Annotated in this window: 20 protein-coding genes and 1 pseudogene; 7 read left to right on the top strand and 14 right to left on the bottom strand. The window is 72.7% G+C overall.

Features of this window, described 5'->3' with window-relative positions; all coding sequences use genetic code 11:
• Positions 1–33: 33 nt before the first annotated feature.
• The 4 genes from CP980_RS02685 to CP980_RS02670 all read right to left on the bottom strand — a co-directional run bounded on the left by CP980_RS02685 (position 34) and on the right by CP980_RS02670 (position 6,674).
• The gene (locus CP980_RS02685) at positions 34–1,173 is read right to left on the bottom strand and encodes an ABC transporter permease (RefSeq protein WP_150492492.1); all 1,140 of its coding nucleotides are present in this window, start codon (positions 1,171–1,173) and stop codon (positions 34–36) included.
• Positions 1,170–2,744, bottom strand: coding sequence for a sugar ABC transporter ATP-binding protein (locus tag CP980_RS02680; RefSeq protein ID WP_150492491.1), 1,575 nt, complete (start codon positions 2,742–2,744; stop codon positions 1,170–1,172). The genes CP980_RS02685 and CP980_RS02680 overlap by 4 nt, the downstream gene beginning before the upstream one ends.
• Positions 2,745–2,891: 147 nt before the next feature.
• Positions 2,892–5,606, bottom strand: coding sequence for a SpoIIE family protein phosphatase (locus CP980_RS02675; protein WP_150492490.1), 2,715 nt, complete (start codon positions 5,604–5,606; stop codon positions 2,892–2,894).
• Positions 5,607–5,744: 138 nt separating this feature from the next.
• Positions 5,745–6,674, bottom strand: coding sequence for a cyclase family protein (locus tag CP980_RS02670; RefSeq protein ID WP_132753651.1), 930 nt, complete (start codon positions 6,672–6,674; stop codon positions 5,745–5,747).
• 178 nt (positions 6,675–6,852) lie between these two features.
• Here CP980_RS02670 and CP980_RS02665 point away from each other — a divergent pair, with 178 nt between their 5' ends.
• The 4 genes from CP980_RS02665 to CP980_RS02650 all read left to right on the top strand — a co-directional run bounded on the left by CP980_RS02665 (position 6,853) and on the right by CP980_RS02650 (position 11,901).
• Entirely contained in the window at positions 6,853–7,974 is a 1,122-nt protein-coding gene (locus CP980_RS02665) for a PP2C family protein-serine/threonine phosphatase (RefSeq protein WP_150492489.1), read from the top strand.
• Between the two features lie 260 nt (positions 7,975–8,234).
• The gene (locus CP980_RS02660; RefSeq protein ID WP_132753647.1) at positions 8,235–9,647 is read left to right on the top strand and encodes a family 2B encapsulin nanocompartment shell protein; all 1,413 of its coding nucleotides are present in this window, start codon (positions 8,235–8,237) and stop codon (positions 9,645–9,647) included.
• A 68-nt stretch (positions 9,648–9,715) separates the two neighbouring features.
• Positions 9,716–10,990 (top strand): family 2 encapsulin nanocompartment cargo protein terpene cyclase, encoded by a 1,275-nt coding sequence (locus CP980_RS02655; protein ID WP_150492488.1) that lies wholly within the window; start codon positions 9,716–9,718, stop codon positions 10,988–10,990.
• A gap of 14 nt (positions 10,991–11,004) precedes the next feature.
• Positions 11,005–11,901, top strand: coding sequence for a geranyl diphosphate 2-C-methyltransferase (locus CP980_RS02650; RefSeq protein WP_132753643.1), 897 nt, complete (start codon positions 11,005–11,007; stop codon positions 11,899–11,901).
• A 33-nt stretch (positions 11,902–11,934) separates the two neighbouring features.
• On the opposite strand, the gene CP980_RS02645 is transcribed toward CP980_RS02650, so the two are convergent.
• Positions 11,935–12,150 carry a hypothetical protein gene (locus tag CP980_RS02645; protein WP_150492487.1) on the bottom strand — a complete coding sequence of 72 codons (216 nt, stop codon included), beginning with the start codon at positions 12,148–12,150 and terminating at the stop codon, positions 11,935–11,937.
• 226 nt (positions 12,151–12,376) lie between these two features.
• Between CP980_RS02645 and CP980_RS02640 the strand changes: the two genes are divergently transcribed.
• Together CP980_RS02640 and CP980_RS34965 are read left to right on the top strand one after the other, a co-directional pair.
• Complete coding sequence (locus CP980_RS02640) at positions 12,377–13,156, top strand: peptidoglycan recognition protein family protein (protein ID WP_132753639.1); 780 nt, start codon at positions 12,377–12,379, stop codon at positions 13,154–13,156.
• 309 nt (positions 13,157–13,465) lie between these two features.
• The gene (locus tag CP980_RS34965; protein ID WP_165937192.1) at positions 13,466–13,621 is read left to right on the top strand and encodes a hypothetical protein; all 156 of its coding nucleotides are present in this window, start codon (positions 13,466–13,468) and stop codon (positions 13,619–13,621) included.
• Here CP980_RS34965 and CP980_RS02635 read toward each other — a convergent pair.
• The 6 genes and pseudogenes from CP980_RS02635 to CP980_RS02615 form a co-directional block, all read right to left on the bottom strand.
• Positions 13,587–14,396: a class I SAM-dependent methyltransferase gene (locus CP980_RS02635; RefSeq protein WP_229906886.1), complete on the bottom strand. Its 810-nt coding sequence runs from the start codon at positions 14,394–14,396 to the stop codon at positions 13,587–13,589. The two genes, CP980_RS34965 and CP980_RS02635, sit on opposite strands and share 35 nt — an antisense overlap.
• A gap of 59 nt (positions 14,397–14,455) precedes the next feature.
• A complete protein-coding gene (locus CP980_RS35770) occupies positions 14,456–15,061 on the bottom strand; it encodes a PfkB family carbohydrate kinase (RefSeq protein WP_244328229.1) in 606 nt (201 codons plus the stop codon).
• Positions 15,062–15,306: 245 nt separating this feature from the next.
• Positions 15,307–15,357, bottom strand: a pseudogene (locus CP980_RS35765) (hypothetical protein); the annotation flags it as partial.
• A gap of 149 nt (positions 15,358–15,506) precedes the next feature.
• Positions 15,507–16,475: a zinc-dependent alcohol dehydrogenase family protein gene (locus CP980_RS02625; RefSeq protein ID WP_150492485.1), complete on the bottom strand. Its 969-nt coding sequence runs from the start codon at positions 16,473–16,475 to the stop codon at positions 15,507–15,509.
• A gap of 121 nt (positions 16,476–16,596) precedes the next feature.
• Positions 16,597–17,958: a cytochrome P450 gene (locus tag CP980_RS02620; protein WP_132753621.1), complete on the bottom strand. Its 1,362-nt coding sequence runs from the start codon at positions 17,956–17,958 to the stop codon at positions 16,597–16,599.
• 22 nt (positions 17,959–17,980) lie between these two features.
• The gene (locus CP980_RS02615; protein WP_132753619.1) at positions 17,981–19,018 is read right to left on the bottom strand and encodes a terpene synthase family protein; all 1,038 of its coding nucleotides are present in this window, start codon (positions 19,016–19,018) and stop codon (positions 17,981–17,983) included.
• A 520-nt stretch (positions 19,019–19,538) separates the two neighbouring features.
• Between CP980_RS02615 and CP980_RS02610 the strand changes: the two genes are divergently transcribed.
• On the top strand, positions 19,539–20,018 hold the full coding sequence (locus tag CP980_RS02610; protein WP_150492484.1) for a hypothetical protein: 480 nt from the start codon (positions 19,539–19,541) through the stop codon (positions 20,016–20,018).
• 57 nt (positions 20,019–20,075) lie between these two features.
• On the opposite strand, the gene CP980_RS02605 is transcribed toward CP980_RS02610, so the two are convergent.
• The 3 genes from CP980_RS02605 to CP980_RS02595 all read right to left on the bottom strand — a co-directional run bounded on the left by CP980_RS02605 (position 20,076) and on the right by CP980_RS02595 (position 25,924).
• Entirely contained in the window at positions 20,076–22,172 is a 2,097-nt protein-coding gene (locus CP980_RS02605) for a DUF11 domain-containing protein (RefSeq protein WP_132753615.1), read from the bottom strand.
• Between the two features lie 81 nt (positions 22,173–22,253).
• Complete coding sequence (locus tag CP980_RS02600) at positions 22,254–24,413, bottom strand: DUF11 domain-containing protein (protein WP_150492483.1); 2,160 nt, start codon at positions 24,411–24,413, stop codon at positions 22,254–22,256.
• Positions 24,410–25,924, bottom strand: a complete 1,515-nt coding sequence (locus CP980_RS02595; RefSeq protein ID WP_150492482.1) for a DUF11 domain-containing protein — start codon at positions 25,922–25,924, stop codon at positions 24,410–24,412. Before CP980_RS02595 ends, CP980_RS02600 begins: the two co-directional genes overlap by 4 nt.
• Between the last annotated feature and the right edge of the window lie 119 nt (positions 25,925–26,043).

The raw sequence follows: 26,043 nt of genomic DNA, 5'->3' as shown, positions 1-26,043 counted from the left end.
GTACTTCGGGTACACGGTGCTCCTGACCTTGTTTCAGAGGGTGCCGTCGGCGGTGCCGGTGCCGGTGCCGTGGCCTTGCCCGGTGCTCGGCCCGGTGCGCGTTCCGGTGCCCGTCCCGGCGGCGCCGTCGTCCGTCGCCGCCCCGGCGTCGCTGCGCAGCCGCCGCCGAGCCGCGTAGCCGGCCAGCCCGACCGCGACGAGCAGGGTGGCGCCGTTGAACAGCGGGGTGGCCCAGAACTGGGCGCCGAGCTGGCCGATCCCGGCCAGGCCGACCGCCAGTACGGTCACGGCCACCAGCGTTCCGATGGCGTTGGCCCGCCCCGGCCTGATCGCGGTGGATCCGAGCAGGGCGCCGACGAACGCGGGAAGCAGGTAGTCCAGGCCGACGCTCGGGTTGCCGATCTGCTGCTGCGCGGCGAGCAGCACCCCGGCGAAGCCGACGACGGTGCCCGAGCAGGCGAAGGCGTAGACGCAGTACCGGCGGGTGGGGATGCCGAGGATCTCGGCGGCGCGGGGGTTGGAGCCGATGACGTACAGGTAACGGCCGAACGGCAGCCGCTCCAGCACCAGCCAGAAGAGGACGACCAGCCCGAGGACGTAGAACGCGGGGAGCGGCAGGCCGAGGAACCGCGCGTCGTACAGGTCGGTGAAGGCGGCCGGGAGGCCGTCGGGGCCGGGGACGATCCGGCCGCCGTCGGTGATCCAGCCGGTGACGGCGTACATCATGCTGCCGGTGCCGAGCGTGGCGATGAACGCGTCGATGCGGGCGAACTCGACGATGACCCCGTTCACGGCGCCGACCAGGGTGCCTCCGGCGACGACCGTCAGGCAGGCGAGCGGCCAGGGCCAGCCCTTCTCGACGATGAGAAACAGCACCATGACGTGCGCGAGGCCCAGCGCGTAGCCGATGGACAGGTCGAACTTGCCGCTCGCGATGGGGATCGTCACGCCGAGCGCCATGATGGCCGGGATCGACTGGCCGGAGAGGATCGAGGAGACGTTGTCCAGCGTGGGGAAGGTGTCCGGCAGGAGGACGGAGAAGAGCAGGAACAGCAAGGCGGTGAGGGCCAGCAGGCCGTACGTTCCGACGAAGTGCCCGTGCCCGTGCGCAGGCCCGTACCCGTGCCCGTGCCGATGGCCCGGCCGCGCGGGTCGGGACGACCAGGGGCTCACCGGCGGCCCGCGCTTCCGGTGATCGCCGGCATCGCCGAGGCGGTGCGGGTGAGCTCGGAGACGCTCAGGGCCCCGCCCGCGAGCTCGGCCACCACCCTCCCGCGTCCGAACACCAGCGCGCGGTGGCACACGTCGGCGACCTCCTCGAAATCGGTGGAGATGAGCAGCACCGCCAGCCCGCCGGCCAGCGCCTCGTCGAGGAGCCGGTGGATGGAGGCCTTGGCGCCCACGTCCACGCCGGCCGTCGGCTCTTCCAGGATCAGCAGGCGCGGCCGCCCCCGCAGCGGGCGCCCGACCATGACCTTCTGCTGGTTGCCGCCCGACAGGGTGGCGATCGGGACCTCGCTGTCGCGCGGGAGTACGGAGAACCGCTCGATGAGGGCGGCCGCCTCCGCGCGCTCGCGCCGCGGGGCGAGCCAGTGCCGGGCCGGCGCCCCGGCGGCCCGCGGATTGGCCAGGAAGTTCTCCCGTACCGTCAGTTCCGCGGCGCAGCCCTCCTCCTGCCGGTCGCCGGCCACGAAACCGACCCCGGCGCCGAGGGCGGCGGCGATCGTACGGGGGCGGTACGGACGGCCGTCGAGCAGCGCCCGCCCGCCGAGCAGCGGCAGCGCGCCGGCGAGGGCGCGGCCGAGGTGCATGTGTCCGGCGCCGGTCAGACCGACCATGCCGAGGATCTCGCCCTCGCGCAGCTCCAGACTGACGGGCCCGGTGCGTTCGGTCCGCACACCGTCGAGACACAGCACCGGCGGGTGCCCGGAGGGCGCGGGAACGGCGGCCGGCGGCGGCCGGCCGGCCGGTTCGTGGCCCACGATGTCGCGCACGAGCCGGGCCGGGCCGTAGGTCGCGAGCGGTCCCTGACTGACGACGCGGCCGTCGCGCAGGACGGCGAACGCGTCGGCGACCTCGTACACCTCGTCGAGCCGGTGGCTGACGTAGAGGATTCCGTGCCCCCGGTCGCGCAGGGCGTGCAGCACGTCGAAGAGGCGCGCGCAGTCCGCGGCCGGAAGGGTGGCGGTCGGCTCGTCCAGGACGAAGAGCTCCGCCCGCCTCGCCAGGCCGCGGGCGATCGCGACCAGCGAGCGCTCGGCGGGCGCGAGGCCGGCCACCGGCGCGTCGGCGTCCAGGTGCCCGGCGACCACGTCCAGGGCCTCGGCGCAGCGCTCCCGGGTCCGGCGCCAGGAGATCAGGCCGCGGCGCCGCGCGTACCCGGTGCCCAGGGCGATGTTCTCGGCGACGGTCATCCAGGCGACCAGGCCGAGGTCCTGGTGGATGAAGGACATGGCGCGCGAGGCGGCGTCGGAGCCGAGCGGGTGCCCGGCGACGGTCACCTCGCCCTCGTCGGCGCGGTGGACCCCGGCGAGCACCTTGATGAGGGTGGACTTCCCGGCGCCGTTGGGACCGAGGAGCGCCAGGACGCTGCCTCCGTGGACGTCGAGGCCGACCGAGTCCAGGGCGACGGTGCCGCCGAAGCGCTTCGCGAGGCCGCGGATCCGGACCAGGGGTGCTCCGCCCGGGCGCGGGGGTGGGGGTGGTGGCGTCGGGGTGTCGGGAGTGGCGGGAGTGTCATGCACGGACTTCTCCGGGGCCGCCTGGGGAGGTGGTGCTGGGGGGAGGTGCAGCAGGTGCAGCAGGTACAGCCTGAAGAGGTGGGGACGAGGCCGGTGAGGACACCGGTGATGCTACTGGTGGTTATACGGATATGAGCGACATGTCGGCCGTCAGGCCGCGTCCAGGGCGCATTCGGCCCAGATGACCTTGCCGTGCGGTGTGTACCGGGTGCCCCAGGCGCGGGCGAGCTGTGCGACGAGGAAGAGGCCGCGGCCGCCCTCCTCCGTGCTGGCCGCCCGCCGCAGGTGCGGGGCGGTGCTGCTGCCGTCGGAGACCTCGCAGATCAGCGCGCTGTCGTGGACCAGGCGTACCTGGATGGGCTCGGTGCCGTAGCGGACCGCGTTGGTGACCAGCTCGCTCAGCATCAGCTCGGCGGCGAACGCGAGCTCGTCGAGCCCCCAGTCGGCGAGCTGGCGGGTCGCGGCGGCACGGACCCCGGCCACCAGGGAGGGGTCCGCGGACACGTTCCACGTCGCGATGCGCTCGGCGGGGACGGTACGGGTGCGGGCCACGAGCAGCGCGATGTCGTCCTCGGGGTGCTCGGGCGCCATGGCGTCGATGACCGCCCGGCAGGTCTCCTCGGGAGAGCGGTCCGGCTCGGCCAGGGTGTGGCTCAGCTGGTCGAGGGCGACGTCGATGTCGCGTTCGCGGTCCTCGACGAGCCCGTCGGTGTAGAGGACGAGCGTGCTGCCCTCGGGAAGCTCGATCTCCGCCGTCTCGAAGGGCAGGCCGCCCAGGCCCAGCGGCGGTCCGGCGGGCAGCTCGGGAAAGGTGACCCGGCCGCCGGGGTGGACGAGCGCGGGCGGGGGGTGCCCGGCGCGCGCCATGGTGCACACCCGCGACGTGGGGTCGTAGACGGCGTAGAGGCACGTGGCGCCGACGATGCCGGTGCTGCCGCAGTCCTCGGCACCGCCCTCCTCCCGATCCAGGCGAACCAGGAGGTTGTCCAGGTGGGTGAGGAGCTCGTCGGGGGCGAGCTCCAGCTCGGCGAAGTTGCGGGCGGCCGTCCTGAGGCGGCCCATGGTGGCGGCGGCGTGCAGTCCGTGGCCGACGACGTCGCCCACGAGGAGGGCGACGCGGGTGCCGGAGAGCGGGATGACGTCGAACCAGTCACCGCCCACCCCCGACTCGGCGGGCAGGTAGTGGTGGGCGACCTCGACGGCCCCCTGCTCGGGCACGCCGCGCGGAAGGAGGCTCTCCTGCAGGGCGAGGGCGAGCGTGTGCTCGCGGGTGTAGCGGCGGGCGTTGTCGATGCAGAGGGCGGCGCGGGCCGCGAGTTCCTGCGCCAGCCAGCTGTCGTCCTCCCCGAAGGGGGCGGGGTCCTGCGAGCGGTAGAAGCTGGCGATGCCCAGCAGGACGCCGCGGGCGAGGAGGGGAACGGAGATGAGGGAGTGCACGTCGCGGTCGAGGATCCGCCGCGCGTGCTCGGGCTCCTGGTCGATCCAGCCGACCGCCTCGCGGAGGTCGGCCTCCAGGACCGCCTGCCCGCTGTCCAGGCAGCGCATGTGGGGGGTGCCGGAGCGCAGCTCCACCCGGCGGCCGGCGGGGTAGAAGGGACAGTCCTCGGTGATGCCGTGGACCACCGTGCGGTGCAGCTCGCTCCGCGGATCGGCGGACTCCTCGCCGCGGAGCACGGCCTCCGGCACGTCCACGGTGACGTAGTCGGCCAGGCGCGGGACCGCCATCTCGGCCAGCTCCCGCGCGGTGCGGGTCACGTCCAGCGTGGTGCCGATCCGGGTGCTGGCCTCGGCCAGCAGCTCCAGGCGGCGTCGCGCGGCCACGGCGTACTTCCCGACCTCCGGCTCGCCCACCAGCACCAGGCCCCTGACCCCGCCGGGGGCGGAGGGACCGGGAGCAGGCGCCGAAGGCCGCGCTGCGCGGCCGGTCGCGGGGGAGAAGTGGTGCGCCGGGGGCGGCTCGCCGCTGAACACGGCCTCGACCACGACGCCCTCCACCCCCGACAGGCTCGTGACCGGACTGCTCAGCAGCGTGACCCCCCGTCCGTGGGGCAGGAGCACCTCCACCGCGGCCCGCTGCGTCCCGGTCATGAGCTCGGTGGCCTTCTCCTTGAGGATCATCTGATCGCTCAGGTCCAGACCGCTGTCGCCGAGCTCCTCCAGCCCGATGGCCGGCCCCTCGCCCGGACCCGCGCCGGGCCGGGCCGCATGGCCGGCGTCCAGGTACGCGCGCAGCAGCGCGCGCTCCCGCTCCGAACGCTCCTCCATCAGCCGCCGCTCGATGGATTCCGCGGCCCTGCGGACCAGGGCGGGCAGCTGCGGGTGCTCGTAGCCGTGCGGGTACCCGAAGCAGAGCACGCCGACGATGTGCCCGCTCAGCCGGTCGCGGATCGGGATCGCGGAACAGGCGTTCGACTGGGAGCGCTCGGCGAAGTGCTCGGCCCCGTAGACCTGCACGAGATGGCGCTCGGCGAGTGCGAGGCCGATGCCGTTCGTCCCCGCGAACCGCTCGGCGAAGACGAAGCCGGGGACGGTCTGGATGGGCGGCAGGGTGCGGGCCAGCGCGGGTTCGCCGAAGCGCCGCTGGAGCACCGTTCCGTTCCCGTCGGCGAGGGAGACGTTCATCTGGCTGCCCGCGAAGCGGGACGCCAGGCGGTCGAGCACGGGCTGCGCCGCGTGCACGAGCCGGCTGTCCGGGTCGAAGTCGTCCCGGTAGGGGAGGTCCGTCTGGTCCGGCGAGAGTCCGAGGGACTGGCAGCGCTGCCACGAGTTCAGGATCGGGCTCCGTACCCCGTCCGCGACGGGGTCGCCCACCAGGAACCGCTCACGGGAGCGTGCGGGGCCTATCTGCTCTCCCGTGGCCCCCATACGCATCACTTCCCCTTACCGAGCGCTCGGTCGCGGCGGGGCGCCACAGCGCAGCGCTGACACCGAGCAAGTGCTTTCCGAGTATATTCCCACCCATTTGTCCGCATGTGGATCTGCCGGGATCCGCATGCGGCCGCATCAGAGGACCGCGACGGGATCCACGGGGGAACCGGTCCCTCCCGGCACGTTCAGCGGTGCCACGACGATCATGAACTCGTGGCGGCCCGCCTCCGCGCAAGCGGCCGAGACCGACTCCAGGTCCAGGTTGTCCAGCAGCGGCACCCCCATGGCGGCCACGGCGAGGGCGTGGACGGGGGAGTGGACCCCCTCGACCGGCGAGGGGCGCAGATCGCTGTCCCCGTCGGCGCCGAGCAGGGCGACCCCCCGCTCGGCCAGCAGCGGCAGCGCGTCCACGTGGAAGCCCGCGCTCGCGGCGCCGGAGTCCCAGGGCCCGAGCTCCCGGCTGCGGCGGAAGCGGCCGGAGCGCAGCAGCACCGCGCAGCCCTCGTCGATCGTCACCCCCAGAGCCCGCTCCGCCGCGAGGACGTCCCGCGCGTGGACGGCCCGCCCGGGCTCCAGCCAGTCCGTCCCGAGGACGGCCGGCAGGTCGAGGAGCACACCCTTCGTGACGAGGGGGCCGAGCGCCGCCACCGAGCCGAACCGGGCGCCCCCGGCGCCGATGACCTCGCGGGCCGGGCGGCCGTCGTAGAGCCGTCCCCCGTACGCGACGTGGGAGAGCGCGTCCAGATGGCTCACGGCCTTGCCGTGGTAGTCGACCGCGAGGAAGTCCTTGTACGTGGCGGGCTCCGGCGCTTCCACGTCGCCGAGGTCGGTCATGTGGTGCAGGGCGGGCCTGCGGTTGTCCGGTCCGCCGCGGGTGTCCCAGGGCAGGCCCAGCGCCACCGCCGTTCCCGACCGGACCAGGGAGGCGGCCCGCCGTACGTGCTCCGGGGTGACCCGATTCCAGGCGCCCCGGTCGGCCGGGGTCCAGCGCCCCCACGTGCGGACCTCGGCGAAGATCGCGTCGAACTCCCGGCGGGAGACCCGCGGCTCGGGGCTGCTGCTCATCCGGATCCACCGCTCCAAGGCTCGCAGGAGCCCGGCTCCGCAGGAGGACGGGGCCGGGAAACGGGCGCCCCGACGCCCGCACCGCGTCACATGCCCTTCGGCGGCGCGCGCCATGCCTGAGGGGCCCCGCACGGGCGAACGGTGGCGGCGGACGGCTTCGGCGGCGCAGGCTGGACCCATGCGGACGCCCTTCCGCTTGCCTGCCCGCCCGGGGGCCGGCGGCCACCACCAGGTCCTCTTCGTACTCGCGGAGTGTCTGCCCTTCGTGATCGCGCTCTCGGTGCTGATCATCGAATTCACGCCCGCGCACGTGGTCTACACCGGCCCCCTGCTGGTCGCCACGCCCGCGCTGGCCGCGGTGGCGATGGGCCCGAAGGGCACCCTGGTGGCGGTGGCGCTGGCCGTGGCCGTGAGCGTGACCACCGCCACCTACAACGGGGCCTGGGGAAGCCAGCAGGTCTACACCAACTTCCTGGCCCTGTTCCTGGTGTCGCTGGCGAGCCTCGCGACGAGCAGTACCGTCCGCAGGCGGCGGGAGGACGAGCTCGACCAGGTCCGCCGGATCGCCGTGGCGGCGCAGGAGGCCGTGCTGCGGCCCGTGCCGGTCGGACTGGGCCCCCTCCGGGTGGCCGGTATGTACCTGGCGGCCGAGACGGGGGCGCAGATCGGCGGCGATCTGTACGAGGCCGTGCAGACGCGGTACGGGGTCCGCGTGATCGTGGGGGACGTCCGGGGCAAGGGGCTGCCGGCCGTCCGGGCCGCAGCGGCCGTGCTGGGCGCGTTCCGGGAGGCCGCGTACTACGAGGACGAACTGGCGGGCGTCGTCGGCCGCTGCGAGGCGGCGCTGCTGCGGGACGCCGCCGTGCCGGGAGTGATCGACCCGGAGGCACTCGTCGAAGGATTCGTCACCGTGCTGGTGGCGCAGGTGCCGGACGGGCCCGTGGTCGAGGTGGTCAACCGCGGCCATCCGCCTCCGCTGCTGCTCCGCGACGGCGCGGTCCGCGCCCTGGAGCCGGGTCGTCCGCTGCCCCCGCTCGGCCTGGCGGAGTTCATCACCGGGCCACCCGGCGCCGCCGACGGCTACTCCTTCGCGCCCGGGGACCGGCTGCTCCTGTACACCGACGGAGTCATCGAGGCGCGCGACGGCGACGGTGAGTTCTTCGCCCTGCCCGAGGCGATGGAAGCCGTGGAGGGGGCGCCCGGCGCGCAGGAGTTCCTGGACCGGCTGCACCGCCTGCTCCTGCGCCACACCGGGCACCGCCTCGCGGACGACGCGGCGATGTTCCTCGTCGACCGGTGAGGGAACCCGGCAAGTCCGTTGGGGTGGACGGGTGTTCGACCTGGCTTGAATGTCGCCGTACCCGCTCGCAAACGCCGCGCGGCACAAGATCGCCGTAATGAGGTAATGGAATCGACCGGGGGGACTGACGGGGCGTGCTGACGGTTAGTGTGCTCCCGGATCTGGACGGAATGCCCGGAATTCCGACCCCCTTTCTTCTTCTTTCACCGGTGGCGCGTGCGCGTCGCCGGTCACCGCCCCGACGAAGGAGCGCCTGCCCGATGACCGTGGACACCAGCCCGGAGGCGCAGCTTGAGCCTCCCCGGCAGACCAGCCTGGGTACGGCGGCTGCCCGCAACCTCGCCACCACCACCAAGTCCGCCCCGCAGATGCAGGAGATCACCTCCCGCTGGCTGCTCAAGATGCTTCCCTGGGTGGAGACCAAGGGCGGCACCTACCGGGTGAACCGCCGCCTGACCTACACCGTCGGCGACGGCCGCATCGAGTTCGTCCAGGACGGCGCCCACGTCCGCGTCATCCCCCGTGAACTCGGCGAACTCGCCATGCTGCGCGGCTTCGACGACCTGGAGGTGCTGACCGCGCTCGCCGCCCGGTGCGTCCAGCGCGACTTCCGCGCCGGAGAGGTCCTCGTCGAGCGGGGCACCCCCGCCACCGACATCCACCTGATCGCCCACGGCCGGATCAACCAGACCTCCGTCGGCAAATACGGAGACGAGGTCGCGGTCGCCGTACTGGCGGACGGCGACCGCTTCGGCGAGCACGCCCTGCTCGACGGCGCCGGCGGCTGGGACTACACCGCGACCGCCGCCACCCCGGGCACGCTGCTCACCCTCTCCCGCTCCGACTTCGCCGCCGTACTGTCCTCGGCGCCGCATCTCCAGCTCCACATCGAGCAGTTCGGCTCGCTGCCGCACCAGCGGCAGAACAAGCACGGCGAGGCCGAGATCGCCATGTCCGCCGGCCACACCGGCGAGCCCGAACTGCCCGGCACCTTCGTCGACTACGAGCTCAACCCGCGCGAGTACGAGCTCTCCATCGCGCAGACCGTCCTGCGGGTGCACACCAGGGTCGCCGACCTCTACAACGAGCCGATGAACCAGACCGAGGAGCAGCTCAGGCTCACCATCGAGGCGCTGCGCGAGCGCCAGGAGCACGAGCTCATCAACAACCGGGAGTTCGGCCTCCTCCACAACGCCGCCTTCAAGCAGCGGATCCAGACCCACTCCGGCCCGCCCACCCCGGACGACCTCGACGAGCTGCTCTGCCGCCGCCGCGGCACCAAGCTCTTCCTCGCCCACCCCAAGACGATCGCGGCGATCGGGCGCGAGTTCAACGCCCGCGGTCTCTACCCGGACCACGTCGACCTCGGCGGACAGCAGGTCCCGGCCTGGCGCGGGGTCCCGATCCTGCCCTGCAACAAGATCCCCATCAGCAAGGAGAACACCAGCTCGATCCTCGCCATGCGTACCGGCGAGGACAACCAGGGCGTCATCGGCCTGCGCCAGACCGGACTGCCGGAGGAGTACCAGCCCGGCCTTTCGGTGCGGTTCATGGGCATCGACGAGCGGTCGATCATCTCCTACCTGGTGTCCACCTACTACTCCGCCGCCATCCTCGTGCCCGACGCGCTCGGCGTGCTGGAGAACGTGCAGATCGCCCGCAGGCACGACTGACAGGCCGGGCCGCCCGGGACCGCGCCCGGGAACCGGGACGGCCCCATTACCTCACCAAGGAGTTACGGATGCCCGATCCCGGGCCTTCCCCCGTGCGGTCGAGCCTTCCGGCCGCCGCGGCCGCCTTCGGGACGTACGGTCACGGCCGCGGCGTCGAAGCCGTCGGCTGCATCCGGCCCGAGCAGCTCGCCGTCCCCGCTCCCGCCGAGCCGCCGGCCCCCGCCGAGCCGCCAGGCCCCGCCGGCCTGCCGCACCCCGCCCTAAAGCGGCTGCTGCGCGGCCCGAGCGGCCTGGGCACGGTGGGGCTCCACCTGGCCCGGCACGAGGAGCCGCCGCCGGCGGCTCCGGAGCCGGCCGGGCCGGCGGCCGGCCGGCCGATCCCCGGCCTCTACTACCACCCCGTACCGGAACCCGACCCCGTACGGGTGGAGGAGGTCAGCCGCCGGATCAAGGAGTGGGCCGACGAGGTCGACCTCTACCCGCCGGAGTGGGAGGACCAGTTCGACGGCTTCTCCGTGGGCCGCTACATGGTCGCCTGCCACCCGGACGCCCCCAGCACCGACCACCTGATGCTCGCCACGCGGCTGATGGTCGCCGAGAACGTGGTCGACGACTGCTACTGCGAGGACCACGGGGGCTCGCCTGTCGGCCTCGGCGGACGCCTGCTGCTGGCCCACACCGCGCTCGACCCCCTTCACACCACGGCCGAGTACCAGCCGGAGTGGACGGAGTCGCTCCGTTCGGACGCCCCGCGGCGCGCGTACCGCTCGGCCATGGAGCACCTCCTCCAGGGAGCCAGCCCCTCCCAGGCCGACCGGTTCCGGCACGACATGGCCCGCCTGCACATGGGCTACCTCGCCGAGGCGGCCTGGGCCGAGACGGAGTACGTACCGCAGGTGTGGGAGTACCTGGCGATGCGCCAGTTCAACAACTTCCGTCCCTGCCCCACCATCACGGACACCGTCGGCGGCTACGAACTGCCCGCCGATTTGCACGCCCAGCCCGCCATGCAACGGGTCATCGCGCTCGCCGGGAACGCCACGACCATCGTCAACGACCTTTACTCGTACACCAAGGAACTCGCCAGCCCCGGCCGGCACCTGAACCTGCCCGTGGTGATCGCCGAACGCGAGGGCGTCTCCGTCAAGGAGGCCTACCTGAAGGCGGTCGAGGTCCACAACGACCTCATGCACGCCTTCGAGGCCGCGGCCGCCGACCTGGCCGCCACCTGCCCCGCCCCGAACGTGGCGCGCTTCCTGCGCGGCGTGGCCGCGTGGGTCGACGGCAACCACTACTGGCACATGACCAACACCTACCGCTACAGCCTGCCCGACTTCTGGTAAGGACGGATTTATAAGTGACCGACACCGATCTCACCGTTGCCCCCGCCGCCGCTTCCGCGACCACGGCGTTCATCCCGGCCCCGGCGACGCCCTACCAGGGCGACATCGCCCGCTACTGGGATCACGAGGCCCGGCCGGTGAACCTCCGCCTCGGCGACGTGGACGGCCTGTACCACCACCACTACGGCATCGGTGACGTCGACCACGCCGCCCTCGGGAGCACCGATGACAGCGCCTACGAGAAGAAGCTGATCGCCGAGCTGCACCGGCTGGAGTCGGCGCAGACCGACGTCCTCCTGGACCACCTGGGCGCCATCGGCCGCGGCGACACGCTCGTGGACGCCGGCTGCGGCCGAGGCGGCTCCTCCGTCATGGCCCACCAGCGGTTCGGATGCAAGGTCGAGGGCGTCACCCTGTCGGCCAAGCAGGCCGAGTTCGCGAACCAGCGCGCCCGCGAACTCGGCATCGAGGACTCGGTCCGCGCACGCGTCTGCAACATGCTCGACATGCCGTTCGAGACCGGACAGGCCGCGGGCTCGTGGAACAACGAGTCGAGCATGTACGTCGACCTGCACGACCTGTTCGCCGAGCACGCCCGCGTGCTGGCCGTCGGCGGCCGGTACGTGACCATCACCGGCTGCTGGAACCCGCGTTACGGCCAGCCCTCGAAGTGGGTCTCCCAGATCAACGCGCACTTCGAATGCAACATCCACTCCCGCCGGGAGTACATGCGGGCCATGGCCGACAACCGCCTCGTACCGCAGGCCGTCATCGACCTGACCCCCGCGACCCTGCCGTACTGGGAGCTGCGGGCCACCTCCTCCCTCGTCACCGGCATCGAGGAGGCGTTCATCAACTCGTACAAGGACGGCTCGTTCCAGTACGTGCTGATCGCGGCCGACCGCGTCTGAGCGCGTGGCGGGGCCCGCGGACCGCGGGCCCGGCTACCGGGAACGGCGCTCCATCACCCGCCGCGCCACCTCGCTCTCGGCGGCCGGCGGCGACAGCTCGTCCAGGGTGTCGATGTCGGTGTCCCGCTCCAGCTCCTCCTCCCAGGCCGCGGCGAGCCGTTCCTGCTCGTCGCGCGGCAGGCCTTCGACGGTCCCGCGGTGGTCCGGGTCGAGGGCGGTCAGAAAGCGGTCGACGGCGTCGAAGGACATCCCGTACTCCTTGGGCGGCGGACTGGCTGGCTGGGCGGGAGGCGTGTTCCCGGCCCAGGATGTGAGAGACGGCCCGGCCGGGGCGCGGGACGCGGCCCGGGCCGCACCCGGATGGCGGCCCCCGCTCACCCCGTGGCGCCGCCTGGAAGCCGATCACCGGTGTGTCCTGCGTGCTCCGGCGGACGGGGCCCCTTCAATGGGCAGCCTCCGACCGAAAGGGCACGGTATGACCTCCCCCGCGCAGCACACCCGCCGAGCGGTCGTCACGGGCGCGTTCGCCCTGGCCGCCGGATCCGCGCTCTCCCTCCTCCCGGCGGGACGGGCACGCGCGGCCGCTCCGGCCGCCGCGGCCGGACCGGAGATCGTGAGCTGCGCCGGCTGGGGGGCGCGCGCCGCGTCCGAGTCCGTCGTGGTCCTCTCCAACCGCCCGGAGCGGATCATCGTCCACCACACGGCGACCCTCAACGTGACCGACTACTCGCAGCAGCGCGCGTACGCCCTGGCCCGGGCGATCCAGACGTACCACATGGACGCCCAGGGGTGGATCGACACCGGGCAGCACTTCACGGTCAGCCGCGGGGCGTACGTCATGGAAGGCCGGCACAGCAGCCTCGCCGAACTGCGCACCGGCAAGCGCCAGGTGCGCGCCGCGCACTGCGTCGGGCAGAACACCGTCTCGATCGGCATCGAGAACGAGGGCACGTACATGACGGAGGAGCCGCCGGCGGCGCAGTTCGCGAAGCTGGCGGACCTGTGCGCGTACATCTGCGACCAGTACGGCCTGTCCGCCTCCGAGATCTACGGTCACCGGGACTTCAACTCCACGTCCTGCCCGGGCGACCGCCTCTACGCGCTGCTCCCGTCCCTGCGCAAGCAGGTCGCCGCCCGCCTGGGCACCTCGCTGACGGAGCCCGCGTCCGATCCGTTCCAGGACCTGATCGACGAGGCCGCCGCCCACGCCCTCTCCCCCTACCCGGAGTACCTCCCGGAGCGGCTGCTGCGCTGACCGCCCGCGCAGGCCCTCCGCCTACCACGCCCCCGCCCCGTCTCGCCGCCGCCGCACGCCCGAGCGCAGTCCCGCCCGGCGTGCGGCGGCGGCGTGTGCGGAATCCGACGGCCGACCGGAAGCCGCGTGTTGTAGGACGCCCCGGCGCGGGTACGTGACGAGGTATTCGACATGTCCGCCCGATCGGCTCCCTCACTGATCCCGTGGCCCGCGTTCCTCCGTATGTTGATGACGAGAGCCGGGCCCGGGAGCGGAGTTCGGCCGGCCCGGACGGCCCGGACAGCACCCAGCCGGACAGGAGTGAGCCACATGTCCCTGCTCGCCACGATCCTCGTCGTCGCCGGCCTCTGGTGTGCTGTCTCGGTCGCCCTGGCCTGCTGCTTCAGCGCCTACCGCATCTGGTGTCGCAGCGACCGGCGCCGCTCCTCCGTCACGAGGGCAGCGGCCGTCGTCCCCAGGCGGTGATCAGTCCCGGTGAGAGCGCGGCGCAGCCGGGGGAGTCGAGGTAGCGGACCGCCTCCTCGATCGTGGTGTCGTCCACCAGTCCGGTGGCCACGATCGACTCGCGGGCCCGGTCCCAGGTGTCGACCCAGAACCGGCTGATGGGGCTGCCCGGGATCAGCGGAGGCACCCGGATCTCGGCGGCCACCGACACGAGCCCCGCATCGCGCAGGTGCCGCGGGTACCCGGCGACCCACGAGACGTCGGTGCCGATGGTGTCCCGCAGCCCCTGCCACATCGCCTGCATGACCTGGGTGTACGGATCCGGCGGCGCGGTACGGGTGGTCAGGTCGACGGCATCGCCGAGGACCAGCACCCCGCCCTCGGCCAGCAGGCCGCAGAGCCGGGGGATCATGCTCCGCCACGAGGGCAGGTGCATCAGGACGAACCGGGCGTGGACGAGCTGGAACCGCCGGCCGGGGTCGAAGTCCGGCGCGCCGACGTCCGCCTCCAGGAGATCGAGCCCGGGCAGCGGACGGGCGGCCAGGAAGCGGACGTCGCGGTCGACGGCGAGCACGCTGGCCACCCCGGCCTCCTCGATCAGCCACCGCGCGATGGTGCCGGTCCCGGCCCCCACGTCCAGGCAGTGCCAGCCCGGCCCGGCCCCCAGGGCCCGTAGGCGGTCCCTCGTCACGTCGTCGTACGCGAGCGCCCCGAGGTCGATGCGCTCGTCCTCGCCGGCCTGCTCGGGCCGGAAGGCCGCCTCGCCGTAGCGCCCGGGCCCGGCATCTGTACCCATGTGTCCCATTATCGAGGGGCTGGCCCGGCGGCGCCCGGCGCCGGGGGACGCCCGGACGGCTACCGGCCGGCCGCCCAGCGGGCGAGCTCGGTGTGCGTCGGCGGGTCGGCGCCCTCGCGGGTGCAGGTCAGCGCCGCCGCGCGGGCCGCCAGCGAGAGGGCGGAGCCCACGCGGGGGTCCAGCAGGGCGCGGGCCGTGGCCTCGCGCAGTGCCGTACGGGCCCGGGCCGCGCCGGGGGCTCCGGGGGCTCCGGGCGGCCCGGCGGACGCCAGCAGCCCGGTGCGCAGGAGCCCGCTGAGCAGGCCCGCCATGAAGGCGTCACCGGCCCCCACGGTGTCGGCGACCCCGACCGCGGTCGCCGGCACCTCGCACCGGCCGCCCGGCCAGAAGACCCGTGCCCCCGCCCCGCCCATGGTCACGACGACGAGCGCCGGGCCCCTGCCCTCCCGGCTGCCCTCCACCCAGCGCCGGGCCGTCTCGTCGGGGGAGCGCCCGGGACGGAGCAGGCCGAGGTCCTCCTCGCTGGCCTTCACCACGTCGCTCAGCGCGACGAAGCGCTCGGCGCGCTGCCGCTCCCGCTCGGGATCGGCGAGCAGTGCGGGCCGGATGTTCGGGTCGTACGAGACCGTGGCACCGGCCCGGGCGGCCTCGACGGCCGCGAACACCCGCTCCGCGCCCGGGGCGAGGACCGTCGCGAGCGATCCGGTGTGGACGTGGGCCGGCGCCGGGCCGTCGAGCGCGCCGGGCGGCAGGTCCCAGGTGATGTCGAAGCCGTAGTGCGCGGTGCCCGCCGCGTCCAGCCGGGCGGTGGCCGTGGAGGTCGGGCCGTCGGTGTGTGATCCGGGGTGAGGACCACGCCGCTGCTCCGCAGGTGGGCGTGGAGTTCGCGGCCCGGGCCGTCGCGGCCGATCCGGGTGGCGAGCCGTACCGGGTGGCCCAGCCGGGCCAGGCCGAGGGCCACGTTGGCCGGGCTGCCGCCGGGGCGGGCCCGCTGTACGCCGTCCTCGCCGGTCAGGACGTCGGTGATCGCCTCGCCGATCACCAGGGTCGGGGTGGTGGCGGAGGACACCGGACCCGGACCCGGACCCGGACCCGGACCTGGTTCCGCCGTCACGGCGTGACCAGGATCTTGCGGCCCCGCCCCGCCCGGAACCGGTCCATCGCGGCCGCGTAGTCGGTGAGGGGCAGCCGGTCGCTGATGAAGACGTCCGGGTCCAGGGCGCCCGCGGCGAAGAGCTCGGCGGCCCGCTCGTAGCTGTGCAGGACCGCCATCGACCCGGTGATGGTGATCTCCTGGTGGTAGATGCGGTACGGCTCGATCGTGGCGCGGGCCGCGTGGTCGGCCACTCCGAACTGGAGGTACGTACCGCCCCGGCCCACCCTGCCGATGGCGTCCTGGATGGCCCGTTCGCTGCCGGTGGCGTCGATGACCAGGTCCCAGCCGCGTGGCCGGTCGATCTCGTCCGGGGAGCCGACGGCGTGGGTGCACCCGAGGGTGCGGGCGGCCGTCAGGCGCGCCGGGTTGATGTCGACCATGTCGACGGCGACGGCGCCGGTGCGCTTGGCGAGCTCCAGCATCATCAGGCCCATCGTGCCGGACCCGTAGATCAGTACGCTGCTGGCGAGTTGGGCGCGCAGCACGTCGTATCCCCGTACCGCGCAGGAGAGCGGCTCGATCAGGGCGGCGTCCTCGACGCGTACGTGGTCGGGGAGGCGGACGCAGTTGGCGGCGGGCGCGACGGCGAACTCGGCCGCGGCACCCGGGGCGGTGACGCCGATCGCCGCGTAGCGCTCGCAGAGGTTGTTGCGGCCGATGCGGCAGTAGTGGCAGGCGTTGCAGTACAGCGAGGGGTCGACGGCGACCCGGTCGCCGATGGCCAGATCGGTCACCCCGGGCCCGTAGGCCACGACGGTGCCGGCGAACTCGTGGCCCGGCACGATCGGCAGGCCGGGCGCGAACCCGCCCTGGAGGATGTGGAGATCGGTCCCGCACAGCCCGCACGCGGCGACCTGGACCACCACCAGCGCGTGCGGCCGAGTGTACGACCCCGGGGACGAGTAGTTGCTGCTTAAGCACATTATTGCGGGATCACGTCACCCGTAAGGGGACAACGCTGTATCCTCGGCTGACTTTACGCGGGTCGTGACGGCGCGCGATGGCTGAACTCGGCTTGAAACGAGTGGAATCGATCAGATTCTGTCAATGGCGCAAAACGGGGATCATGGGAAGCTCGCTCGGCTGGGGCATCCCCGCCGGGAGTTCCCGTACGGTCACCCCCGGAGCCGGCACCAGTCGCCACCGCGCGCTGACCGTCGCGACGGCGGTCAGGATCTCCGCCACCGCGAACGTGTCCCCGATGCACTTGTGCTGGCCCGCGCTGAAGGGGATGTACCGGTGTGCGCGCGGCTGCTCGTCCCCCTTCTCCTCCCACCGGTCCGGATCGAACACCGTGGGATCGCGGAACAGCGCGGGATCGCGGTGCAACGCGTACGGGCTGTAGGCCAGCTCGGCGCCGGCCGGGATCGAGACGCCCCCCAGGGTGAGCGGGACCAGCGCCCGCCGAGTGAAGAGCAGCGGCGAATGCAGGCGCAGTGCCTCCTGGAACACGTGGTTGGCGTAAGTGAGTTGCGCGATGTCGGTCGGGCGGACGGGACGGGTGCCCACCACCGCGTCGACCTCCGCGTGCAGGCGCTCCTCCACCTCCGGGTGCCGGCCGACCTCGTGGAAGACCCAGGACAGGGTCGTCGCCGAGGTCTCGGTCCCGGAGAACAGGATGGCGATGACCTCGTCCCGCACCTGCTCGGGGCTCATCGTCGTCCCCGTCTGCGGGTCGACGCTCGACAGCAGAAGGGACAGGAGGTCGTGGCGCTCCTCCTCGCCGGCGTCCTCGGCGCCGTACTGGGCGATCACCTGGTCGATGATCCCCCGCAGGCGGGCGGCGGCAGCGTCGAAGCGCCGGTTCAGCGGGATGGGCAGCCGGTCCAGGGACTTGGGCATGACCGCCCGCAGCAGCATGCCCTCCAGCACGATCGGCAGCGAGCGGTGGACCTCGGCGATGGCGGGCCGGCTGAGGTCCCCCGAGAAGATCATTTCCGCCACCGAGGACAGCGCGTACCGCCGGGCCTCGGTGACCATCGAGATCTCCCGGCCCGGCGTCCACGACGCCGTCATCTCCTGCGCCGTCCGGCTCATCACCCCGGCGTACTCGGCGATGTGGTTGCGGTGGAACGCCGGCTGGATCATCCGGCGCTGCTTGCGGTGGAACTCGCCGTCCGTGGTCACGATGCCGTTGCCGAACATCGGCTTGAGCCGGTCGAAGATGCGGCCGCGCCCGAACTTCTGCGCCTGCTGGACCAGTACGGCGTGGACGTGCTCCGGATTCGTCAGCACGTGGACGGGCCAGGTGCCGATGTCGAGGCGCACGATGTCGCCGTGCTCGCGCAGGGATTCGAGGAAGGCGATCGGCCGGCGCCAGAGGGGGACGGCGTGCCCCAGGAGCGGTATCCGTCCCGGGGCCGCCGGGGCGTGGACCGCAGGGCCGAGTTGTTCCGTATGGGCCATGGGTCGACTCCCTGTCATGCAGTCATGCCACCGAAACGAGGTCCGGGCGGGTGTACGCGGACTCCAGCCCGGCCGCGAACCGTTCGTCGCTGTACCGTGTGCACTCGTAACGCTGCCACAGATCGGCGCCGATCATCCAGTCTTCGTAACTGCGCACGCAGCGGGTGATCGCCTCACGCAGGGAGGGCTCCATCTCGCCTTGTGCGTCGATGACTTGAAACAGATGCCGCTCCGCCGCCACGTAGTCCTCTATGCGGACCTGGATCCGCTCCTCGACGGACCGGACGGCCTCCGGAAGCGAACGTCCTTCCCAGGAGGCGATCAACGAGACGAGGTTGTTGCCGTCCCCGCAGGCGTGCTCCTTCGGCAGCGAGAACACGTCGTTGCCCCACGAGATGATGTCCACGGCGCTCTCCACCACCGCCTGGAAAGCGGGAAGGTCGTGGATGCGCTGCGGCAGGTCGATTCCCAGTCCGGCCTCCACCATGTCCATCATCGGCAGCAGTTGGGAACTGTGCCGGCGCATGAGGACGTAGTCCTGGACCGAAGGGCGCCTGGTCGCACCGCGATTGCCCGCTTCCTGGTCCAGCGAGTGGAGCATCTGGGGGACATGTGTTCGGTATCGGGCGGCCGTCCCGGGGGACATGCCGTCCAGAATCCGGTCGCAGAGCTCGATGAATCCCTTCACCAGCGGATTGCGGCGCGATGACGACCGCGAGGTCCTGCCCGTGGCCAGATACTCGGTGATGGCATCGGTGACGGGCCGCCAGGCGGCAAGTTCACCCGTCCTGATGAGGTGGTCGTGCTGATCGTCCAGGACGAACGACCAGGCCATCCACTCGGCGAGCAGCACGATGGTCTCGTACGGCACCTCGCCGCTCACGCGGCCGGCGAGGTGTCCGCAGCCGATCGCGGTGAACTGCTCGGCCGCGTCGGTGACGAGCTCGTGACCCAACGCCCATGACGTGGCCTCGGCGTTGGCGCGCGCGGCCAGCGGGTGCTTGGAGTTCCCGAACGGAAGGTGGAAATCAGGAACAGGGAAAGGGTCGAGCCGGGCCATTGATCCCCCCACGGAAGAGTCGGATTCGCCAATACCCGCTCAATGTACGATCGTCATGACACGTGCGATTTCCGAGTGCCCCGCTGTCACGGCGTCGTCACGGCCGCACACTCCGCAACCATCGGAAAGAACCGGTCAGGAACCGACCAGAACCCGTCCGCGCACGACTACATCAGGCCACCCGTGAAGTAATTAACCCTCAGGGCGCAGCGCACTGTCAATGTAGAAAATGCGGAGATGCTGCATTCTCCCTGCTATTACGCCGGGAATATCCCTTGCGGATATGCGGGCGGCATAGTCGCCGGTATTCGGAGGGGGATCCTCCGGATATATCGGTCGTCATGGGCGTCTTCCGGCCACTCCTGGGACCGTCGCGACGGCCGTCCGCGAACTCGGCTGGCAGTGACGCCTGTTGACGGTGGGACGGGGTGTGCGTCCCTCGGTGGCCGAAGAGCGCCGTGGAGGTGTGCGGCACTCCCTACACTTCGGGGGGACGCAGCCGTCCGGGGAGGGCGGGGACATGATCGAGCACCATGCGGCGGACTCGGGCGAGGGCCAGGAGGCCGATGTTCTGGGGTCCTACCTGGAAGTCCTGCGCGCGCGGCTGACCGGCGAGCGGTTCGAAGTGCTCATCCGGGCCGTCCAGACCACCTGCGCCCTGCTCGCCGACGGCCGTGAGGCCGTTCTCGAAGTCCCGGGCGACGCCGCTCTCGTGCCCGATCTGCACTGCGAGTACCTGTCCCTGATGGCCGTGATGATCACCGGCCACCTCGACCACCGCCTCGTCGAACTCGCCGCCCCCGACGGCGGCAAGGGCTGGGCGGTCGTGGACAACACCCGCCCCGGCGAGGAGCCCGCGCCGGCGGCGGCACCCCTGAGCCCGTGCGAAGAGGCCGAGAGGGAGTGGATCGCCAAGGAGCTCGACGGCATCGTCCGCGCCACGGACGGCCCGGGCGGAGAGGGCAGCGGGGGCGGCGGGGGCGGCGGCGCGAGAGCCTGACGAGACGCCGAAGCCCCCCGGCCCGACGGGCCGGGGGGCTTCGCGGTGTGCGGTGGATTACGGGGTGGTCTTGCCCACCTCCAGGTCGGCGGTGGGCTTCTTCACCGTGCCTCCGGGCGGGCCGGCCGCCCTGCTGGTGTTGTTGTCGCCGTTCGGGTCGGCCGTCAGCGCGCTCACGGTCGCGGTGTTGCGGATGTCGGAGCCGTTGCCCGTGTAGTTCGGGTCCAGCTTCACCCTGAACACCCAGGTCACGTCCGCCCCGGGGGCGAGCGTGGGCAGCGGACCGCAGGTCACCGTACGGCCGGAGGAGCAGGAGGGGTCGCCGTCCACGTAGCTCAGCGCCGTCGGCAGCGCGTCACTGACGTTGATCCGCTCGGCGGTCGAGGGACCGGCGTTGCTGACGGTCAGGGCGTACTCGAAGGTCTCGCCCGGTGCCACGGGCGCGCTCTGGACCGGCTTCTTGGTGATCGAGAGGTCGGCGGACGGGGCCGCCACGTTGCCGCCGGGGACGGAGGCGGTGCTCGAATCGTTCTCGCTCGCGGGGTCGATGTTGTCCGCGGTCACCCGCGCGGTGTTCTTCAGGTCGCTGCCGTCGCCGCTGTACGAGGGATCCACCCGCACCGTCAGGACGTACTCGGTGAAGTCGCCGACCTTCAGGGGGCTGGTGCGCTTGCAGGAGACCATGTGCCCCGACACGGTGCAGCCCGCCGGCGAGGAGGACACGTACGACAGCCCCTCGGGGAGGTTGTCGGTGAGCTTGACGTTGTACGCGTCGGCCGAGGGGCCGTTGTTGGTGACCTTGATGCGGTAGTCGAAGGTCTCACCGGGCCTCGGCGGCCTGCTGCCCACGGCCTCCTTGGTCACGGCCAGGTCGGCGGTCGGCTTGTTGACCTTGCTGCCGGGCAGTCCCGCCGGGCTGCTGGTGTTGTTCTCCGGCTTGGGGTCCTTCGTCTTCGACGTGGCGGTGGCCGTGTTGAGGACGTCGGAGCCGTTGCCCGTGTAGTCGCTGTCCAGCCGGACGGTGAAGCGCCAGCTCTTCGGCGAGCCCTGGTCGAGGACGGCCAGCGGCCCGCAGGTGACGGTGGACCCGTCGGCCGAGCACCCGTCGGCCGAGCTCACGAAGGAGAGCGCCGCGGGCAGGGCGTCGGTCACCGTCGTGTCGACGGCCCGGGAGGGGCCGTCGTTGGTGGCCGTCAGCACGTAGTCGAAGGTCTGGCCGGGCGCGATCGGGGTGGTGGTGGCGGGGCGCTTGGCCATCCACACGTCGGCCTGCGGCGCGGTGACCCCGCCGGGAGGCAGTACGGGCCGTGAGGTGTTGTCGGCGGGCTCGGGGTCCCGGGAGGCGGAGGCCGAGGTGGCGGTGTTGCGCAGGTCGCCGCCGTCGCCCGAGTACGCCGGGTCGAGCTTCACCTTGAACGTCCACACCACGGAGGCGCCCGGGGTCAGCCGGGCCCGCGGGCCGCAGCCGACGGTCCGTCCGGTGGTCACCTGGCAGGGGTCGGCGGAGCCGACGTAGCTCAGCCCGTCGGGCAGGGTGTCCGTGACCGTGACGTTGCGCGCGTCGGACGGACCCTTGTTGGTGGTACGGATCTCGTACTCGAACTCCTGCCCGGGGACGGTGGGTCCGGCGCCCAGGGGGGTCTTCACGGTGGCCAGGTCCGAGACGGGCGTGAAGGGGCCCGGCGGCAGGACGGGAGCGGGCGTGTTGTTGTCGGGGGCGGGGTCGGTGGCGTCGGAGGACCCGGTGGCGCTGTTGCCGAGGTCGGAGCCGTCGCCCTCGTACGCCGCGCTGAGCCGGGCGTGGAAAGTCCAGCTCTTGCTCTGGCCCACGGTCAGCTGGGGTTCGGGTCCGCAGGTGACGGTGCGGTCGGTCTCGGTGCAGCCGTCGGACGATTCGACGAACGTGATCCCCTCGGGCAGCCGGTCCGTGGCCCTGACGTTCCGGGCGACCGAGGGGCCGCGGTTGGTCGCGGTCAGGGTGTAGGTGATCAGGTCACCCGGCGCCCTGACGTGGCGCACGGTCACCTCGACGGGCTCCGGGGGCCGGGCCGCGGCCGCGGCGGCGGCCGACACGGGGCCGCCGGACAGCGGAGCCGCGCAGAGCAGCGCGGCCAGCAGCCACGCCGCCGGCCGGCGCCCAGGTCTCGTTGTCATCCTGCATCGTTTCCTTCTCGGCGGGACGGCCGTACAGAGCCCTGTACGGAGGGTCGTCGGTCAGTGGGAGACGGGGAGCGGTCAGCCGGCGATGGCCTCTTTGACGAGTTCCACGTCGGCCTCCGCGGGCCGGACGGTTCCGCCCGGAACCCCGGCGGTGCCACTGTTGTTGCGCGTGTCCGGGTCGTAGGTGAGCGCGGTCGCGGTCGCCGTGTTCCGGATGGTCGTGCCGTCACCGGTGTGGGCCGGGTCCAGCCGTACGGTGAACCGCCAGGTCCGGCTGGAGCCCGGAGCCAGTTCGGCCACCGGGCCGCAGCCCACCGTCCGGCCGGAGCCGGAGCCGGTGGCGCTCGCGGTGCAGCCGTCGGGGGAGGTGACGAAGGCGAGGGCGGGGACCAGGGGGTCCGCGACCCGGACCTCGCGGGCGACGGAGGGGCCCCTGTTGGTGACCGTCACCGTGTACCCGTACGTCTCGCCGGGCGCGACCGGCTCCGTGTCGGAGGGCGCCTTGACCGTGACGAGGTCGGCCTGGGGCGGCGCCAGTCCGCCCGGCGGACCGACACCGGTGCTGGTGTTGTTCGCGGGCTGCGGATCGGCCACGGCATGGCGCACGGTGGCCGCGTTCAGCAGGTCGGTCCCGTCACCCTGGTAAGCGGGGTCCAGTCGTACCCGGATCGCCCAGGCCGTCTCCGAGCCGGCGGCGAGAGCGGCCCGCGCCGGGCAGGTGACGGTCTGTCCGGTCGCCGTGCAGCCGGCGGGGGAGGAGACGAACTCCAGGGGCCCCGGCAGTACGTCGACGGCGTCGACCGCGCTCGTGTCGGAGGGGCCGCGGTTGACGGCGGTGATCTGGTAGTAGAACTCCCGGCCGGCGAAGACCGGCCCGGTCCCGAGCGCCTCCTTGGTGGCGGCCACGTCGGCCCGGGCGGTCACCGTGGTCGCGGAGGAGGTGGCGCTGTTGTCGGCCGGGTTGGTGTCGGTGCGGTCGGACGGGGCGGTCACCGTCGCGGTGTTGCGCAGGGTGGTGGGCTGTGCCGGGGCCGTACCGGTGAGGGTGTAGGTGACGGACCCGCCGCGTTTCAGATCGGCCGTCGTGTCCAGGCTGCCGCCGCTGCCCGAGGCCTGCCCGCAGGTGCCGCCCGTACCGGCCGCGCACTTCCAGGTCACGCCGGTCAGGCCGGGGACGGGGTCGCGGACGACGGCGCCGGTGACGTCGTTGGCGCTTCCGTTGGAGACGGTGACGGTGTACGTGACCGGGCCGCCGCCGGCCGGCACGCTCGCGGTGTTCACGGTCTTGGCGACGCCGAGGTCCACCGGCACGTTGATCTTCAGATCGCCGATCTCGTGGATGTTGGTCGCACCACCGGTGCCGGCGGCGAAACCGACCTTGAGCGTCGCGGGCAGTTTCGGCTGGTCGGTGATGGTGGTGACGTCGAAGTCCGTGATCAGCTTGGTCAAGGCGGTGCCGGGACCGCTGTCCGACCAGACCGACAGCAGCATCTTGGTCCCGCTGGGCAGCAGGGCGACCCGTACGGTGCGGAACTTCGCCCGGTTGCCCGTCTCCACGGTCGAACCCGGCCCGTCGACCGCGGTGGCGTAGCGGTACCCCGTGGAACCGTTCCCGCCGCCGCGCAGCACGATCTTGTTCGGTGCCGCGCCGGGACCGCCGTTGCCGACGCTGCTTGAGGAGAAGTTGCCGAACTCGTCCACTCCGATGCCGAGGTAGGCCCCGGGCACGCCCGACTTGGCGGTGCACAAGGTGTTCGCGACCATCGAGCACGCGTACCCGAGCGCGCCGCCGGTGCCGCCGACGCCGTTCGCCGCGGCGCCGTCGGTGAGGTAGAAGGACATGCCGTCGCCGCGCTTGCCCTCGAAGGCGGTTCCGCCGTAGGTGGCGTACGTGAACTCGGCCACGAAGCCGAGACCGGAGGAGAACGAGTCGTTCATCTTCCAGGTCCCCGCCTGGCCGGAGGTGGCCGAGGTCAGCCGCATCCAGCCGTCGCCGGTGGAGGCGGCGCTGCCGATCGTGGTGCCGAGGGTGGTGGAGTTGTCGAAGGTCTCGGCGACGGGAAAGGTGAGCGCCCGGGGCGCGATGCCGGTGCCGCGCGCGGGACCGGTCGCGGTGGTGGTGGCGGTGCCCGTCGTCGCTGCCGTCGCCGCCGACGGGAGCGGCAGCACCAGCCCCGCCGTGCACGACAGCGCGACGGCGGCCCGCCGCCACCAGGCAGTGCGGTGCGTTCTCATGCGGGTGCGCTCTCCGTCTCCTCGCCCGCACCGCCGTCGCTCCGCGGCCGGCGGCGGCGGGCGGCGGCCGCGCGCAGGGCGGCTCCGCCGGCGACCAGGCCGCCTGGGGCCTGCAGCAGCCAGGCCGGAACGGCGCTGCCGGAGTCGGCGAGGTGCCCGCCATGGCCATGGCCGCTGCCCTCGCCGTCGCGGCCGTGCTCCTGCTCGGAGCCGTGTTCGCGGCCGTCTCCACTGCCGTGGCCGTGGCCGTGGCCGTCGCCTCGTCCGTGACCGCTTTCGCGGCCTTCCTCCCGGTCCCCGCCGTTTCCGTGGCCGTCCGGGCGGTGGTCGGGCCTGCCGCCGTGGTGGTCCGCCTTGCCCGTCTCCACACACAGCGGGCCTCCGCCGGGGGCGGTCGTACCGGGCCTGTTGGCGTTGTCGGACGGGTCGGGATCGAAGGTGGCCGAGGTGACGCGGGCGACGTTGTCGATCGGGAGGCACGTGCGCCCGCTGCCGCCGCCCCGGTCGGCTCCGTCCTCGCCCGCCGCCCCGTCCTTCACTTTGACGGTGATCCGGAACTCCGCCTTCGCACCCGATTCCAGGCGCTCCTGCGGCGGGCACACCACCAGCCGGTCCTCGCCCCTGGGCACCGCGCAGTCGTCGGGGGAGGAGAGCAGGGTGAGCGAGGGCCGCAGCAGGTCGCTGACCCGGACCGTCCGCGCCGTCGCCGGTCCGTGGTTGTGCACGGTGATCAGGTACACGAACTTCTCGCCCGGCCGGACCGTCGTGCGGCCGGCTCCGAGCAGCGCGGTCTTCTCCAGGGACAGGTCGGCGACGCGCGCGCTGGGCGGGATGTCCAGGCCCGTCAGGGAGGTCTTGTTGTTCGCCTGGTCGGGGTCGGAGGTCTCCGCGCCCACGACCGCCTCGTTGACGATGTCCGATCCGTCACCGCGGTAGCCGGCCGCGAGCCGGACGGTGATCACCCATGTGTGCGACCGGTTGACCGGTAGGAGGGCCAACGTCCCGCAGGTCACGGTCCGGCCCGCGGCGGTGCACCCGTCGCGGGAGGCCACGAACTCCAGGGAAGGCGGCAGATGGTCGGTGACGGTCACCTGCCGGGCGTCGGACGGGCCGTGGTTGGTGACCGTGACGGCGTAGTCGAAGGTCTCCCGTACGGCCGCGCCCGCCCCCGGGGCCTCGCCGTTTCCCCGGGCCGAGGGACCGGCCGGGCGCAGCGTCCCGGAGACGGAGAGGTCGGCTCCCTCCTCCCGGGCGGCCGGTTCCGCCGCGGCGACCGAGGGTCCCACCGGGGCGGCGGACTCCGCGCCGGCGTCCTCGGAGGCCTTCTCCGGAGCCGTCGGCGCCGCGGAGGCCGGTGCGGAAGCCGAGGCGGAGACCGGTGCGGAGGCCGGTGCCGGCTCGGGCGGGCGCCCCTCGTCGGCGCCACCGAGTGCCATCGCCGCAGCGGGTGCCAGAGCCACGAGCCCGCTCGCGACACCGAAGCAGAACACCGTCAGCGTGCACGGACGCATCAGTCTCCCTTTGCTACGAAGACTCGCGGGCAGAGCGACCGCGGATCACTTTGACCATCTCTTCATACTTATGACCTCGGAGAGTGGCCTTCGGTGATCGTTTGCGGCTGACGGGTGAT

The sequence above is a fragment of the Streptomyces vinaceus genome, assembly GCF_008704935.1.
GTDB classification, from domain to species: domain Bacteria; phylum Actinomycetota; class Actinomycetes; order Streptomycetales; family Streptomycetaceae; genus Streptomyces; species Streptomyces vinaceus.
The sequence above is the reverse complement of the archived record's forward strand: the minus strand, read 5'-3'. Positions and strand labels throughout refer to the sequence as shown.

Excerpts from the sequence above, each read along its gene's own strand:
- CP980_RS02660 (WP_132753647.1), top strand. The coding sequence starts at position 8,235 with ATGACCGTGGACACCAGCCCGGAGGCGCAGCTTGAGCCTCCCCGGCAG.
- CP980_RS02640 (WP_132753639.1), top strand. The coding sequence starts at position 12,377 with ATGACCTCCCCCGCGCAGCACACCCGCCGAGCGGTCGTCACGGGCGCG.
- CP980_RS02610 (WP_150492484.1), top strand. The coding sequence starts at position 19,539 with ATGATCGAGCACCATGCGGCGGACTCGGGCGAGGGCCAGGAGGCCGAT.
- CP980_RS02600 (WP_150492483.1), bottom strand. The coding sequence starts at position 24,413 with ATGAGAACGCACCGCACTGCCTGGTGGCGGCGGGCCGCCGTCGCGCTG.
- CP980_RS02675 (WP_150492490.1), bottom strand. The coding sequence starts at position 5,606 with ATGGGGGCCACGGGAGAGCAGATAGGCCCCGCACGCTCCCGTGAGCGG.
- CP980_RS02670 (WP_132753651.1), bottom strand. The coding sequence starts at position 6,674 with ATGAGCAGCAGCCCCGAGCCGCGGGTCTCCCGCCGGGAGTTCGACGCG.
- CP980_RS02635 (WP_229906886.1), bottom strand. The coding sequence starts at position 14,396 with ATGGGTACAGATGCCGGGCCCGGGCGCTACGGCGAGGCGGCCTTCCGG.
- CP980_RS02665 (WP_150492489.1), top strand. The coding sequence starts at position 6,853 with ATGCGGACGCCCTTCCGCTTGCCTGCCCGCCCGGGGGCCGGCGGCCAC.
- CP980_RS02615 (WP_132753619.1), bottom strand. The coding sequence starts at position 19,018 with ATGGCCCGGCTCGACCCTTTCCCTGTTCCTGATTTCCACCTTCCGTTC.
- CP980_RS02655 (WP_150492488.1), top strand. The coding sequence starts at position 9,716 with ATGCCCGATCCCGGGCCTTCCCCCGTGCGGTCGAGCCTTCCGGCCGCC.
- CP980_RS02595 (WP_150492482.1), bottom strand. The coding sequence starts at position 25,924 with ATGCGTCCGTGCACGCTGACGGTGTTCTGCTTCGGTGTCGCGAGCGGG.
- CP980_RS02605 (WP_132753615.1), bottom strand. The coding sequence starts at position 22,172 with ATGACAACGAGACCTGGGCGCCGGCCGGCGGCGTGGCTGCTGGCCGCG.
- CP980_RS02620 (WP_132753621.1), bottom strand. The coding sequence starts at position 17,958 with ATGGCCCATACGGAACAACTCGGCCCTGCGGTCCACGCCCCGGCGGCC.
- CP980_RS02625 (WP_150492485.1), bottom strand. The coding sequence starts at position 16,475 with ATGTGCTTAAGCAGCAACTACTCGTCCCCGGGGTCGTACACTCGGCCG.
- CP980_RS02645 (WP_150492487.1), bottom strand. The coding sequence starts at position 12,150 with ATGTCCTTCGACGCCGTCGACCGCTTTCTGACCGCCCTCGACCCGGAC.
- CP980_RS34965 (WP_165937192.1), top strand. The coding sequence starts at position 13,466 with ATGTCCCTGCTCGCCACGATCCTCGTCGTCGCCGGCCTCTGGTGTGCT.